The sequence below is a fragment of the Streptomyces sp. NPDC107581 genome (genome assembly GCF_055657175.1).
The window spans coordinates 694607-708715 of sequence record NZ_JBVKBH010000001.1 but is presented as its reverse complement, the minus strand read 5'-3'; the positions used below and the strand labels follow the sequence as shown (position 1 = coordinate 708715).

At 72.2% G+C, this 14109-nt stretch carries 12 protein-coding genes; 10 read left to right on the top strand and 2 right to left on the bottom strand.

What is annotated here, in order from left to right; translation table 11 throughout:
- Window positions 1-215: 215 nt before the first annotated feature.
- The 4 genes from ACZ7P3_RS03250 (at window position 216) to ACZ7P3_RS03235 (ending at window position 6268) form a co-directional block, all read left to right on the top strand.
- Window positions 216-1631 carry a PP2C family protein-serine/threonine phosphatase gene (locus ACZ7P3_RS03250; protein ID WP_472078651.1) on the top strand — a complete coding sequence of 472 codons (1416 nt, stop codon included), beginning with the start codon at window positions 216-218 and terminating at the stop codon, window positions 1629-1631.
- 229 nt (window positions 1632-1860) lie between these two features.
- Window positions 1861-3348 carry an aminopeptidase P family protein gene (locus ACZ7P3_RS03245; RefSeq protein WP_472078650.1) on the top strand — a complete coding sequence of 496 codons (1488 nt, stop codon included), beginning with the start codon at window positions 1861-1863 and terminating at the stop codon, window positions 3346-3348.
- A 196-nt stretch (window positions 3349-3544) separates the two neighbouring features.
- A complete protein-coding gene (pdxR, locus tag ACZ7P3_RS03240) occupies window positions 3545-4909 on the top strand; it encodes a MocR-like pyridoxine biosynthesis transcription factor PdxR (protein WP_472078649.1) in 1365 nt (454 codons plus the stop codon).
- A gap of 69 nt (window positions 4910-4978) precedes the next feature.
- Complete coding sequence (locus ACZ7P3_RS03235; protein WP_472078648.1) at window positions 4979-6268, top strand: MFS transporter; 1290 nt, start codon at window positions 4979-4981, stop codon at window positions 6266-6268.
- A 179-nt stretch (window positions 6269-6447) separates the two neighbouring features.
- Here ACZ7P3_RS03235 and ACZ7P3_RS03230 read toward each other — a convergent pair whose 3' ends face one another.
- Window positions 6448-7026 carry a GNAT family N-acetyltransferase gene (locus ACZ7P3_RS03230; protein ID WP_472078647.1) on the bottom strand — a complete coding sequence of 193 codons (579 nt, stop codon included), beginning with the start codon at window positions 7024-7026 and terminating at the stop codon, window positions 6448-6450.
- A 38-nt stretch (window positions 7027-7064) separates the two neighbouring features.
- On the bottom strand, window positions 7065-7514 hold the full coding sequence (locus tag ACZ7P3_RS03225; RefSeq protein WP_472078646.1) for an ATP-binding protein: 450 nt from the start codon (window positions 7512-7514) through the stop codon (window positions 7065-7067).
- Between the two features lie 264 nt (window positions 7515-7778).
- On the opposite strand from ACZ7P3_RS03225, the gene ACZ7P3_RS03220 reads away from it, so the two are divergent.
- From ACZ7P3_RS03220 to efeB, 6 genes are all read left to right on the top strand, one after another.
- Window positions 7779-8606 carry a hypothetical protein gene (locus ACZ7P3_RS03220; protein WP_472078645.1) on the top strand — a complete coding sequence of 276 codons (828 nt, stop codon included), beginning with the start codon at window positions 7779-7781 and terminating at the stop codon, window positions 8604-8606.
- Between the two features lie 174 nt (window positions 8607-8780).
- Entirely contained in the window at window positions 8781-9512 is a 732-nt protein-coding gene (locus tag ACZ7P3_RS03215) for a YcnI family copper-binding membrane protein (protein ID WP_472078644.1), read from the top strand.
- A gap of 89 nt (window positions 9513-9601) precedes the next feature.
- A complete protein-coding gene (locus ACZ7P3_RS03210; protein WP_472078643.1) occupies window positions 9602-10255 on the top strand; it encodes an SCO family protein in 654 nt (217 codons plus the stop codon).
- Entirely contained in the window at window positions 10252-10755 is a 504-nt protein-coding gene (locus ACZ7P3_RS03205) for a copper chaperone PCu(A)C (RefSeq protein ID WP_472078642.1), read from the top strand. The genes ACZ7P3_RS03210 and ACZ7P3_RS03205 overlap by 4 nt, the downstream gene beginning before the upstream one ends.
- Window positions 10756-10768: 13 nt before the next feature.
- Window positions 10769-12694, top strand: coding sequence for a copper resistance CopC/CopD family protein (locus tag ACZ7P3_RS03200; RefSeq protein WP_472078641.1), 1926 nt, complete (start codon window positions 10769-10771; stop codon window positions 12692-12694).
- A gap of 8 nt (window positions 12695-12702) precedes the next feature.
- On the top strand, window positions 12703-14028 hold the full coding sequence (efeB, locus tag ACZ7P3_RS03195; RefSeq protein ID WP_472078640.1) for an iron uptake transporter deferrochelatase/peroxidase subunit: 1326 nt from the start codon (window positions 12703-12705) through the stop codon (window positions 14026-14028).
- Window positions 14029-14109: the final 81 nt, after the last annotated feature.

Genomic DNA, 14109 nt, shown 5'->3' with positions numbered 1-14109 from the left:
CGATACCCGAGGCAGTTTTAAGCCAACTTGACAGTAAGGCAAGGGTTTCGGAAGAAACCCACATCCGGCCCATGGACACCAGGAATCCCTGCAGGACAATGCTGGACATCCCCTTACGAGTGCGTGTACATGTGGAGACACTGCTAGCGGCGCAGAATGACATGGGGGTTCGCGATGCTTTTGAGCAAAACGCACCGGTCTGAAGGCCGGACGCCATGAACGCTCCCCACCCTCCGAAAGTGGCTGGAATCGATCCAACGGTCCCCACGCCTGCACACACTGTCGCGCCCACACCCACCTCCCCGGGCACAGGCCCCTCCCCGGACACCGCCGCAGCCCTCCCCGCCCCCACCGGCCCCGCTCCCGGGACCCTGCTCCAGGACCGGCTGGCCGGCTGGGTCTCGGACCTCACGACCCTCCACGAGCTCACCGAACGGCTGTCGCGCACGGACGCGCTGGAGCCCGCTCTCCAGGAACTGCTGCGCGCCGGATCCGCCCTCGTCGGCGCCCGTCGCGGCCTCGTCGTCCTGGAACCCGGCGACGGCCTCGGCCCCTGCACCACCATCGGCCTCGGCCTCGGCCGCGCCGACCTCGGCCACATCGAGACCGTGCCGCGCGGTTCGCTCCCCTACGGCGCCCTCCTCGACACCGGCGCGGGCACCGAGGTCGTGCACGCCGACCTGCTCGCCGAGGACGGCCTCGACCCCCGCCACCGCGAGGTGGCCGCCCGCCTCGGCTACGCCGCCAGCTACGCCCTCCCCCTGTCGGCCGGGCCGGCCGGCCGGCTCGGTGCCGCCGTCTGGCTGTACGACGAGCCGGCCGAGCCGGACGAGCGCCGCCGCCACCTGGTCGGCCTGTACATCCGTCATGCGGCCGAACACCTCGCACGGCTGCTGGAAGTCGAGCGCACGCGCGCGTGCGTGGCGACCATCGCCGAGGAACTGCTCCCCTCCCGGCTGCCACGGGTGGCCGGGGTCCAGCTCGCCGCCCGGCACCGCACCGGCCCGCGCGGCGGCGGCGACTGGTACGACGCGCTGCCGCTGCCCGATGCCGCCCTCGGGCTCTCGGTCGGCTCGGTCACCGGCTCCGGCCCCAGCGCGGTCGCCGCGATGGGCCGGCTGCGCGCCTCCCTGCGGGCCTACGCCGTGATGGAGGGCGAGGACCCGGTCGCCGTCCTGTCCGACCTGGAGCTGCTGCTGCGGCTGACCGAGCCCGCCCGCTCCGCCACCGCCCTGTTCGCCTACTGCGAACCCGCCCTGCGCAAGGTCACCCTGGCCGGCGCCGGGCACAGCCCGCCGCTGCTGATCGGCGAGCGGCGCACCGAGTTCGCCGAGACCTCCGTCTCCGCTCCGCTCGGCATGCTCGCCTGCTGGGAGGCGCCCAGCGTGGAGATCCAGGCGGAGGCCGGAGAGACCGTCCTGCTCTACACCGACGGGCTGCTGCACCGTACCGGCGACCCGATGGACCGTGCCTTCGCCCGGCTGCACGCGGCCGCCGCGAGCATCCCGCGCACGCTGCGCCGCGATCCCGGCGCCGTCGCCGACCACGTCCTGCACACCGTGCTGCCGGACGGCCTGGACACGGCGGACAGCGAGGAGGACGTGGTGCTGCTGGCGGCGCGCTTCGACTAGGAGCGCCCGAGAGTGGCGGGGAGCGGCTGCGTGACGCGGGGAGCGATTGCTTGACGCGGCGAGCGACTGAGAGCGCTTTCACACCGCCTGGCATGGGCGGGCATAACAGATCTTCCGGCCCCGGGTCGCTTTCCGCACGACCGTACGATGATGGAGGTCCCCCCGCTCGGCCACAAGCGTGAGCGTCGCGGGCCCGGGGGAGATCACATGCCGTACGGAGGAGGATCACGTGTCCGACGAGCTCAACCAGGCTCTTTCCGATGCCACCGCTACCGCGGCGGACCCGGAACTCGAGTCCGACGAGCCCATCAAGCAGCGGAAGAACGGCCTGTACCCGGGCGTCTCCGACGAACTGGCCGAGAACATGAAGTCCGGCTGGGCCGACACCGAGCTGCGTGACCTCGAGCCCATCGCCCAGGCCGCCGAGACCGCCCGCCGCCGCGCCGAGCTCTCCGCACGCTTCCCCGGCGAGCGCCTCGTCATCCCCGCGGGCAACCTGAAGACCCGCTCGAACGACACCGAGTACGCCTTCCGCGCCTCGGTCGAGTACGCGTACCTCACCGGCAACCAGACCGAGGACGGCGTCCTGGTGCTGGAGCCGAAGGGGGACGGCCACCAGGAGACGATCTACCTCCTGCCCCGCTCCGACCGCGAGAACGGCGAGTTCTGGCTCTCCGGCCAGGGCGAGCTGTGGGTGGGCCGCCGCCACTCCCTCACCGAGTCCGAGGCCCTCTACGGCATCCCGGCCGCGGACGTGCGCGAGCTGGCCGACCGGCTGCGCGAGGCCACCGGCCCGGTCCGTGTGGTGCGCGGCCACGACGCCGGCATCGAGGCGGCCCTGACCGACAAGGTCACCGCCGAGCGCGACGAGGAGCTGCGCGTCTTCCTCTCCGAGGCCCGGCTGGTCAAGGACGGGTTCGAGATCGGCGAGCTGCAGAAGGCCGTCGACTCCACCGTGCGCGGCTTCGAGGACGTCGTGAAGGTCCTCGACAAGGCCGAGGCCACCAGCGAGCGCTACATCGAGGGGACGTTCTTCCTGCGCGCGCGCGTGGAGGGCAACGACATCGGTTACGGCTCCATCTGCGCGGCCGGCCCGCACGCCTGCACGCTGCACTGGGTGCGCAACGACGGCCCGGTCCGCTCCGGCGACCTGCTCCTGCTCGACGCGGGCGTGGAGACCCACACGCTGTACACCGCGGACGTCACCCGCACGCTGCCGGTCAACGGCACGTACAGCGAGATCCAGAAGAAGATCTACGACGCCGTGTACGAGTCCCAGGAGGCCGGTATCGCGGCCGTCAGGCCGGGCGCCAAGTACCGCGACTTCCACGACGCCGCCCAGCGCGTGCTCGCCGAGAAGCTCGTCGAGTGGGGCCTGGTCGAGGGCCCGGTCGAGCGGGTGCTGGAGCTGGGCCTGCAGCGCCGCTGGACCCTGCACGGCACCGGCCACATGCTCGGCATGGACGTCCACGACTGCGCGGCCGCGCGGACCGAGACGTACGTGGAGGGCACGCTGGAGCCCGGCATGGTGCTCACCGTCGAGCCCGGCCTGTACTTCCAGGCCGACGACCTGACGGTCCCGCAGGAGTACCGGGGCATCGGCGTCCGCATCGAGGACGACATCCTCGTCACGGAGGACGGCAACCGGAACCTCAGCGCCGCACTGCCCCGCCGGTCGGACGAGGTCGAGGAATGGATGGCGTCCTTGAAGGGCTGACGTCACACTGAATGGCCGGGTACCGGTGGGTACCCGGCCATTTGGTGTGCACGCAGTGCGTGGTCGGTCGCGTGCGCACGCGGTAGGCGGCCGGTCGCGTGCGCACGCAGTGGGTGGCGGGTCGCGCCCACGCGGCGGGGCCCATGTCGGACGCAGCGCCGCGCCCTTCGGGACGCGGAACTCACGTAGGGGGATCGTGAACGACTTCTGGTCCGGAATCGGCGTCGACCTGCATCTCGAACCCGACGCGGCGGACGGCCGCCGGGCCGGTCTGGAGCGTGCGCTCAGGGACGCCGTGCGCGACGGGCGGCTCGCGCCCGGCACCCGGCTGCCGGCCACCCGGCGGCTCGCCGGCGAGCTCGGCATCTCGCGGGGAACGGCCAAGGCCGCCTACGACCAGCTGGTCGCCGAGGGATACCTGATGGCACGGCAGGGCTCGGGCACCCGGGTCGCCCCGCTGCCCTCCGTGGACTCCGAGGCGCCGCAGACACGCGCACGCACGCGTGCGCCGCGTTTCGACCTGCGGCCCGGCAGCCCCGACGTGGGCGCGTTCCCGGCGGCGGCCTGGCTGCGCGCGCTGCGCCGGGCCATAGCGACGGCGCCCTCCCTGGCCTACGACTACGGCGATCCGCGCGGCCGGATCGAACTGCGCACCGCGCTCTCGGGCTACCTGGGGCGGGCGCGCGGGGTGCTCGCGCCGCCGGAGCAGATCGTGATCACCTCTGGTTACGTCCAGGGGCTCGCGCTCCTCACCCGCGTGCTGGACGGCGCCCGTCTCGCCATGGAGGACCCCGGGCTGCCCTTCCACCGGGAGGTGGTGCGGCGCAACGGCGGGACCGTGCTGCCCGTGCGGGTGGACGAACGCGGGGTCCGTCCCGGCGAGCTGGGCGAGGCGGCGGCCGTGGTGGTCACCCCGGCCCACCAGTACCCGACCGGAGTCACGCTGCACCCCGAGCGCCGGCGCGCGCTCACCGACTGGGCACGCGCGCGTGGCGGGCTCATCGTCGAGGACGACTACGACGGCGAGTTCCGCTACGACCGCCAGCCCGTCGGTGCGCTGCAGGGCATGGCACCGGGCCAGGTGGTGTACCTGGGCACCGCCTCCAAGACCCTCGGCCCGGCGCTGCGGCTCGGCTGGATGGTGCTGCCGCCGCACCTGGTCGACGCGGTCGCCGACGCCAAGCTGCACAGCGACCACCACACCGAGACCATCGGGCAGCTGGCGCTCGCCGAGCTGATCGGCAGCCATGCCTACGACCGGCACGTGCGCGCGTGCCGGCTGCGTTACCGGCGCCGCCGGGACCAGTTGCTGGACCGGCTCGGCGGGCGGCAGAGCGTGCGCGGCATCGCGGCCGGGCTGCACGCGCTGGTCGACGTGCCCGACGAGACGGAGACCCTGGCCCGCGCCGCGGCGAAGGGGCTCGCGCTCGGCGCCCTCGGCGACCACTGGCACACACCCGGCGAGGGCCGGCCGCAGGGCCTGGTCGTCGGCTACGGCACCCCGCGGGAACGGCTGTATCCGGAGGCGCTGGAGGTGCTGGCCACGGTGCTGGGCCACTGAAAGTGGGCCACTGGAGCGACGGCCGATTGGGTCTGCTCAAGGGTCCGCCGGGTCCCTAGCGTCAACGGTATGAAGACTCGTCCGCGGCGCTTCCTGGCCCTCGCCCAGCTCGCCAACTCCGTCGGTGACGGCGCCTTTTACGTCACCTCGGCGCTGTACTTCACGCATGTCGCCGGTCTCGACCCGGCGCGCGTCGGACTCGGGCTCACGCTTGCCTGGGCGGTGGGCTCGCTGGTCGGGGTGCCGCTCGGGCGTCTCGCGGACCGGCGCGGGGCGCGCGGGACGGCGGTACTGCTGGCCCTGGGAACCGGGGCGGCGGTCGCCTCGTTCCTCCTGGTGCGGGGGTTCGTGCCGTTCGCCCTCGCCGCCTGTGCCTACGCGTCGGCGCAGTCGGGTCTGGCGGCGGCCCGGCAGGCGCTGCTGGCGGGGCTGGTGCCGGCCGGGGAGCGCACGGGGCTGCTGGCGCGCCTGCAGTCGACGCTGAACGGGGGACTCGCCGTCGGCGCGGCGCTGGGCGGTCTCGCGCTGAGCGCGGGGACGGCGGTGGCGTACCGGGCGGTGTTCGCGCTGGACGCGATGTGCTTCCTGATGTGCGCGCTGATCCTGCTGCGGCTGCCGGCACCGGAAGCCGTGGCGGCCGGCAGCGTTCGGCGGGCGCCGGTCTCCGTGACGGACGACGACGAACGACCGACGACGGCCTCCATGACGGACGACGACGGACGGCGCAAGGAGCGGTTCGCCGTGCTGCGCGACCGGCCGTACGCGCTCGTCGCGCTGCTCAACGCCGTGCTGCTGCTGCGGATGCCGCTGCTCAGCCTCGCCCTGCCGCTGTGGATCACCGAGCGGACCGGGGCGCCGGCCTGGCTGGCCTCCGCACTGTTCGTCCTCAACACCGGCTTCGTCATGCTGTTCCAGGTGCGGGCGGCCCGGGCGGTCACCGGACTCGCCACGGCCCTGCGGGTGCTGCGCCGGTCCGGGGTCGTGATGCTCGGGTCCTGCGCGGTGTTCGCGCTGTCGGCGGGCCGGTCCGCGTGGCCCGCGGCCCTGCTCCTGGTGGCAGGCGCGGTGCTGCAGGTCGTCGCGGAGATGCAGCAGTCGGCGGGCTCCTGGCAGCTCTCCTTCGACCTGGCCCCGGCCGACCGGATGGGCGAGTACCAGGGCTTCTTCGGCACGGGCGTGACGGTGGCCCGCGCGCTCGGGCCGCTCGTGGTGACCTCGCTGCTGCTCGGCTGGGGCACTCCGGGCTGGCTCCTGCTGGGCGCGCTGATGTCGGTCGCGGCCTGCGCGATGGGGCCGGCAGCCCGTCGGGCCGCCGGCCGTGCGCCCCGCACGGTCACCGAACCGTTGCTCGCGAACTGACCGGCAACACATCGCCCGCCGGCATCACGGTGCCCGGTGCGGCGGTTTTCCGGTGGGTTCCCGTCACGGCCGGGAAATCCGGAAAAGCCGGGACCGCCGCTGACCGGTCCGGCGGACATGCCCCGGCAAAGCGCTGTGCAGACCGGGCACACCTGGAGAAGGAGGCGGGAAAAGCGCCCTCACGGCGTCGGGGCGTGGTCGTGCAGTATCCGCTGGAAGAGCCGGCAGTCCCGCCATTTCCCGTTGATGTGCAGGTAATTCGGGGCGAGCCCGATCTGTTCGAAACCGCATTTCTGGAGCACCCGCTGTGAACCGGTGTTCTCGGTCAGCGTCGAAGCCTCGATCCGGTGCAGCCCCATCCGGTCCGCGGCGATACGGCAGACCTGCTCCACCGCGGCGCTGGCCAGCCCCCTGTTCTGCTGGTCGGCGGCGACCCAGTACCCGAGATACGAGCTGCAGAAAGGGCCGTGGGAAATCCCGGACAGGGTGATCGCCCCCACGATCCGCCCGTCCTGAGCCTCGAACACCCACGGCGCCAGGGCTCCTTCGGCGGACTGCCGCAGCAGCCCGTCGATGCGCTCCGCCTGGCCCTCGACGGTGAAGAAGGAATCCGGTCTGACCGGCTCCCACGGTTCGAGGTGTTTCCTGTTCTCCGTATAGGCGGAGGCGAGCGCGAAAGCATCGTCCGGTGCGAGCGGGCGCAGGATCACACCGCCCACTGTTTCCGCGTCCTGTATTTCCCTGCAATCGGTGTACATGCGCGCACCTTAACGGCGTGAGCCCGTTAAGGGGACCGTCATGCCGTAAGCAGGGAAGGATCTTTCTTCCACTTGAGAATCTTGTCGAAGCTCACCACGGTCCCGCCCCGGCCCGGTTTGGCGCCGATGTGGACATGATCGGCGAGTTCTCTGATCAGGCACAGCCCGCGACCGTGCTCGGCGTCCATGCGGGCGGGCCGGACGTCCGGAGCGCGGGTGAAGCCGGGGCCCGCGTCCGCCACCTCGATCCGGCACTTCTCGCCGTCGAGGTACGCCGTCACCCGATAGGCCTCCGAGCGGCTTCCGAGTGTGGCGCCGCCCCCGCCGTGCTCGACGGCGTTCGCGCAGGCCTCACTGAGTGCGACGGACAGATCGTAGGAGACGTCCGGGTCGACGCCCGCCGTCTCCATCGTGCCGATCAGCAACCGCCGGGCGAGCGGCACGCTCGCAGCCTCGCGGCGCAGATGGAGTGACCACCAGATGCTCATGCTCCAGCCTCCTGGCCGCGGCTCGACATACCGATACGTATTGCCGCCCGCACGCGCCCGTAAGCACACCATTGACGTGACTCCGCCCATTCAGGCGATGCGCCCCGGGAGGAATCGGTGTATGAGGGCATGAATGTCGGCGGAGGACGATCTTCCACTCGTAACGGCGATCTTTCCGCCGCGGCGGCGGTCCCTTCCGGCCGTGACGGGATCCCGTGACCTGCCGTAGGGCTCGGGTAAGGCCAGTGGGATGATGAGCCCGCCATGACTGCCCCCCACCCGCGCACGGCGGGCCCCGGAGCCGGGCTCCGGATGCTGCGGGCCGCGGTGTTCGCCGCGGCCTGCGTCGTGCTGGCCGCGGCCGGGCACACACTGGCCTCCTGCGCGCGCGTGCCGCTGTGGACGCTCGGCGCGGGATTCCTGGGATCCCTGCTGGTCGTGGCACCGCTCACCGGACGGCAACGCTCGCTGCCGGGGATCGCCACCCTCCTCGCGCTCGGCCAGATCGCGCTGCACACGCTGTTCGGGCTGGGCGGGCACGCGGCGGCGGGCGCGATGCCGACGGGCCCGACGGACGGGTCGCTGAGCAGTAGCGCGCTCGTCGAGCGGGCCGCCCGGCTCGTGTGCGGGTCCAGCCCGTCGGTGCTCACCCCCGGGCACGCCTACCGGCTCCTGCTCGACGCGCGCCTCATCGACCCGTCGGGCCGGGCCGTGGGCACCATGCCCCCCATGCCCCACATGGCCGACGCCACCGGCACCTCGGCCTCGCTCCTGCCCTCCCTGCCGATGCTGCTCGGGCACGTCCTCGCGGCGGTCGCCGCCGGCTGGCTGCTGCGCCGGGGCGATCTGGCCGTGCTGCGGCTGATCGAGCTGTCGGTGCATGGAGTCACGGAGGGGGCGCTCGTACGATCCCTGCGCGCGGCGCTCGCGCTGGCGCACGCCCTGTGCGCCGAGCTCCTGCCCGCGGCCGAGCCGCACCCACGCGGCCGTCGCACCGCCCGGGACGAGGGCCCCGCCCCGCACACCACCGCACTCCAGCACACGGTGATCCGGCGCGGCCCGCCCGCCGACGCGTTCCTCCTCGCCGCCTGACGCGAGGCGACCACACTCCACCGGAGCCGGAGACGGAGAGCCGGACGGGAGGGGCCGCCGTCGCGCGGCACGCGCGTGTGCGCACATCGGCACCGGCACCCCGAGTGGTGTCGCCCTGCGCACGCGTACTCCTGATCACCACCGCAACTCACCCGGAGTGGAGTGCTCCCTGCCATGAAGGCTTCTCGTATCGTCGCCGCCGCTGCCGCCGCCGGCACGGCCGTCCTCGCCCTGTCCGCCCCCGCCTTCGCGCACGTGACCGTGCAGCCCGAGGGCGCCGCGGCCAAGGGCGGTTACGCGGTCATCGACTTCAAGGTCCCCAACGAGCGCGACAAGGCCTCGACCACCAAGCTCGAGGTGAACCTCCCGGCCGACCACCCGCTCGCCTCGGTCATGCCCCAGCCGATCCCCGGCTGGAGCGTGCAGGTCACCAAGTCCAAGCTGGACAAGCCGCTGACGATGCACGGCGAGAAGATCGACGAGGCCGTCACCAAGGTCACCTGGACCGCCGACGGCAAGGGCATCGAGCCCGGCTACTTCCAGAAGTTCCCGCTCTCCGTCGGCGCCCTGCCCGAGGACACCGACCAGCTCGTCTTCAAGGCGATCCAGACCTACTCCAACAACGAGGTCGTGCGCTGGATCGAGACGCCCCAGGAAGGCCAGGCCGAACCCGAGAACCCGGCCCCGGCGCTGGAGCTGTCCGCCGCCACCGGCGACCACCACGGCGGCTCCACGGCCAAGGACGCCTCCGAGACGACCGACGGCAAGACCGAGAAGACGGCCGCCGCCGACGACTCGAAGGGCGGCAGCGACACCACCGCGCGCGTGCTCGGCGTGGTCGGCATCGTCATCGGCGCCGCGGGTGTGGCCTACGGCGTTCTCGCCGGCCGCCGCCGGAGCGCCTGACCCACCGTTCCGCGCGCGCACCGGGGCCGTGCGACGCTGTCGTACGACCCCGGTGCGCGCCGGAGTTCTCACATCTGGGACATTTTTCTATGCGCAAGAAGACGCTCGCAGCGGCTGCGCTGCTCGCCGCCGCCATCCTGCCCCTCTCCGCCTGTGGCAGCGGCAAGGACGGCAAGTCGCCCGTCGCCGTGGTCTCCGAGGAGACCGACTCGGGCAAGGCCGCGACCATCCTCGACCAGCCGTTCGAGAAGCCGGACCTGGTCCTCACCGACACGCACGGCAAGAAGTACGACCTGCGCGCCGAGACCAAGGGCCACCCGACCCTCGTCTACTTCGGCTACACGCACTGCCCCGACATCTGCCCCACGACGATGAGCAACATCGCCGTCGCCAAGAAGGCGCTGCCCAAGGCCGAGCAGAACAACCTCAGGGTCGTGTTCGTCACCACCGACCCCGACCGCGACACCCCCGCCGAACTGGGCAAATGGCTCAAGGGCATCGACCCGCAGTTCATCGGCCTGACCGGCGACTTCTCCACCATCCAGGCCGGCGCCCGCTCCGTGGGCATCTCCATCGAGCCGACGTCGAAGGACAAGAACGGCAAGCTCGTCTCGGTGCACGGCACCCAGGTCATCGCCTTCTCGCCGAAGACCGACGCCGGGTACGTCCTCTACGGCGAGGACGCCACGGTCGACGACTACACGAAGGACCTGCCGAAGCTCGTGAAGGGAGCCAAGCCGTGAGGCGCACGAGCCAGACCGTGAAGCGTGCCGTCCTGCCCGTGACCGCGCTCGCCGCCGCCCTGGCCCTCGCGGGCTGCGGCTCCGGCTCCGGCTCCTCGGGCTCTTCGGGTTCCTCGGCGTCCTCGAAGGCCGAGCTGTCCGTGCGCGCGTCCTACATGCCCCAGCCGGTCTCCGCCGACATGGCCGCGGGATTCCTGACGATCGCCAACAAGAGCGGCACGAAGGACGAGCTGACCTCGGTCACCAGCGACATAGCCGGCCAGGTCACCATGCACAGCACCGTCGGCGGGGCCATGGAGGAGAAGACCTCCTTCGCCGTACCCGCCCATGGTCAACTCGTGTTCAAAAGCGGGGGCAACCATCTGATGTTCGAGAAGCTGAAGCGCAAGCCCGAACAGGGCCAGAAGGTCACCCTGAAGCTCACCTTTGCCAAGTCCGGGCCCCTCACCGTCGAGATGCCGGTGGAGTCCGCCACGTACAACCCGTCGACCGGACACTGAGGGAGGGACCATCTTGATGCGGACCATCACCCCCCGCCTGCGGACCCTGGTGCTGCTGCTCCTCGCCGTCACCGGCGCACTGCTCGCGGGCGCCGGACCGGCCTCCGCGCACGCCGCGCTCACCGGCAGCGACCCCGCGCAGGGGGTGGTGGTCGACAAGGCGCCCACCCAGGTGTCGCTCACCTTCTCCGAGCAGGTCGCGATGAACGACGACTCGCTGCAGGTCCTCGACCCCAAGGGCAAGAAGGTCGAGGTCGGCTCGCCGTCCAACGTGAGCGGGACGACGTACGCCGTGAGGCTCAAGAGCGGCCTCGCCAAGGGCACCTACACGGTCGCCTACCAGGTCGTCTCGGCCGACAGCCACCCCGTCTCCGGCGCCTACACCTTCTCCATCGGGGCGCCCTCCCAGACCGTCGTCTCCGGCGTCGGGACCGGGGCGGGCGGCGGAGTCGTCGGCGCGCTCTACGCGATCGGACGCTACGTCTCCTACGCCGGGTTCATCGTGCTGGCGGGCGGCGCCGCCTTCGTGCTGGCCTGCTGGCGGCGCGGCTCGGGCGTGCGGGCCGTGCAGCGGCTCGTCGTCGGCGGCTGGCTCGCGCTCACCGCGGCCACCCTGTGGCTGCTGCTCCTGCGCGGCTCCTACACCTCCTCCGGGAAGCTCGCCGACGTCTTCGACCTGAACCTGCTCGGCCAGGTGCTGCAGACCAAGAGCGGCGCCGCGCTGGTCTCCCGGCTGCTGCTGCTCGCCGCCGCCGCGCTGTTCATCGCCGTCCTCTTCGGCGCCTACAACCGGCGGGAGGAGAGCGAGGAGAAGAGCGACCTGACCTTCGGGCTCTCGATCGGCGGGGTGGTCGTGGCCGCCGGGATCGCGGCGAGCTGGGCCATGGCCGAGCACGCCTCCACCGGGCTCCAGCCGGCTGTCGCCATGCCCGTCGACGTCCTCCATCTTCTGGCCGTCGCGGCCTGGCTGGGCGGCCTCACCGCTCTGCTCGTCGCCCTCTACCGGGCCCCCGCGGACACACCGATCGAGGCCGCCGCCGTCCGGCGGTTCTCCCGGCTCGCGTTCGGCTCCGTCCTCACCCTGGTCGCCACCGGCACCTATCAGTCCTGGCGCCAGCTCGGCTCCTGGTCGGCGTTCACCGAGACCCGCTACGGCCAGCTGCTGCTGGTCAAGATCGCACTGGTGGCGCTGCTGGTGGGCATCGCGGGGATCTCGCGGCGCTGGACGGGACGGCTCACCGACACGATCGCCGCCACCAGATCCAAGAAGGCGAAGCAGCGCGAGAAGGAGTCCGTCTCCGCGTCGAAGGCGGGCAAGGGCGCCGGCAAGGGTGCGGCCTCCGGTGGCGACAAGCGGGCCGCCCAGCTGGCGCGGCAGCGGGCCGCGGTGGCCACCGCCCGGCAGAAGCAGCTGCGCGACGCCGACCCGAACCGCTTCGGCCTGCGCCGCTCGGTGCTGGCCGAGGCCGGCGTCGCGGTCGTACTGCTCGCCGTCGCCACCTGGCTGAGCCAGACCGAGCCGGGCCGCACCGAGCAGGAGGCCAAGGCCGCCTCCTCGTCGTCCGCCAGTTCCTCCTCGGCCTCCTCGTCCTCGTCCGGCGCGCTGACGCTGGACATGCCCTTCGACACCGGCGGCACCGACGGCAAGGGCCTGGTCCGGATCGACATCGACCCCGCGCGCGTGGGCGGCAACGAGATGCACGTCTATGTACAGCGGCCCAACGGACGCGCCTTCGACATCCCCGAGGTGAAGGTCGCCTTCACCCTCACGGAGAAGAAGATCGGTCCGCTTCCCGTGACCCCCGACCACATCACCACCGGCCACTGGTCGGCGAGCAGCGTGCAGATCCCGATGGCCGGCAACTGGAAGGTCGCCGTGACCGTGCGGACCTCCGACATCGACCAGGTGACCGTCTCCAAGAACGCGCAGATCGGCTGAACCACACCATGCCCGACCAGTCCGTCCCTCAGGCCCGTACGCCCGGCTCGGCGGCGCGTGACACCGGTTCCGCGGCGCAGGAGCCCGGGTCCGCCGCACAGAAGCCCGGTTCCGGCAGCGGCCACGGCGTCTCCCGGCGTGCGCTGCTCGGTACCGCCGGCGCCACCGGACTCGTACTCGGCGCGGCCGGCGGGGCCGTGGGCTACGCATCCGCACCCGCCCAGGCCACCCCGCTGACCTCGGTGGGCTCGGGCCGGGCGATGTTTCACGGGAAACATCAGCCCGGCATCACCGAGGGTCTGCAGGCCTGCGGCCATCTCGTCGCCTTCGACCTGGCGGCGGGCGCGGGGCGCAAGGAGGCTGCCGCCCTGCTGCGCCGCTGGTCGGCGACGGCCCAGCGGCTGATGGCGGGCGAGGCCGCCGCGCACGACGACACCGATGTGGCCCGGGACGCGGGCCCGTCCTCGCTGACGATCACCTTCGGCTTCGGCCACAGCTTCTTCGGGAGGACCGGCCTGGAGAAGCAGCGGCCCGGCGCCCTCGACCCGTTGCCCGACTTCTCCTCCGACCACCTCGACAAGGCGCGCAGCGACGGCGACCTGTGGGTGCAGATCGGTGCCGACGACGCCCTGGTGGCCTTCCACGCCCTGCGCGCGATCCAGAAGGACGCGGGCGCCGCGGCCCGCGTCCGCTGGCAGATGAACGGCTTCAACCGCACCCCGGGCGCCACCGCCCACCCGATGACGGCCCGCAACCTGATGGGCCAGCTGGACGGCACCCGCAATCCGAAGCCGGCCGACGCCGACTTCGACCGACGGATCTTCGTACCCGCCTCGGCGGAACCCGCCTGGATGGCGAACGGCTCCTACGCCGTCGTACGCCGTATCCGCATGCTGCTGGACGACTGGGAGAAGCTCTCGCCCGGCGGCCAGGAGGCGGTCATCGGGCGGCGCAAGAACGACGGCGCGCCGCTGTCCGGAGGCACCGAGACGACCCCGATGGATCTGGAGAAGGCCGACGCCAAGGGCGAGTACGTCGTCCCGGTCACCGCGCACGCCCGGATCACCCGGCCCGACCAGAACGACGGCGCGGCCATGCTGCGGCGCCCGTTCTCCTACCACGACGGCATCGACACGACCGGCACGCCCGACGCCGGTCTGCTGTTCGTCTGCTGGCAGGCGGACCCGCTGCGCGGCTTCGTGCCCGTACAGCGCAAGCTCGATCGCGGGGACGCCCTGTCGAAGTTCATCCGGCACGAGTCGAGCGGTCTTTTCGCGGTGCCCGGCGGTGCGGCCGAGGGAGAGTACGTGGGCCAGCGGCTGCTGGAAGGGTGATTCCGGGTTTGAAACCACCCGGTCGGGTGGCGTCCGTGAGACACGGACGACGCGTGTCACCGCGGCCATTAGGGTGAGGGA

Bases quoted from the DNA above. Each gene is read 5' to 3' on its own strand.
- ACZ7P3_RS03250 (WP_472078651.1), top strand. From the start codon at position 216: ATGAACGCTCCCCACCCTCCGAAAGTGGCTGGAATCGATCCAACGGTC.
- ACZ7P3_RS03235 (WP_472078648.1), top strand. From the start codon at position 4,979: ATGAAGACTCGTCCGCGGCGCTTCCTGGCCCTCGCCCAGCTCGCCAAC.
- ACZ7P3_RS03230 (WP_472078647.1), bottom strand. From the start codon at position 7,026: ATGTACACCGATTGCAGGGAAATACAGGACGCGGAAACAGTGGGCGGT.
- ACZ7P3_RS03225 (WP_472078646.1), bottom strand. From the start codon at position 7,514: ATGAGCATCTGGTGGTCACTCCATCTGCGCCGCGAGGCTGCGAGCGTG.
- ACZ7P3_RS03220 (WP_472078645.1), top strand. From the start codon at position 7,779: ATGACTGCCCCCCACCCGCGCACGGCGGGCCCCGGAGCCGGGCTCCGG.
- ACZ7P3_RS03215 (WP_472078644.1), top strand. From the start codon at position 8,781: ATGAAGGCTTCTCGTATCGTCGCCGCCGCTGCCGCCGCCGGCACGGCC.
- ACZ7P3_RS03210 (WP_472078643.1), top strand. From the start codon at position 9,602: ATGCGCAAGAAGACGCTCGCAGCGGCTGCGCTGCTCGCCGCCGCCATC.
- efeB (WP_472078640.1), top strand. From the start codon at position 12,703: ATGCCCGACCAGTCCGTCCCTCAGGCCCGTACGCCCGGCTCGGCGGCG.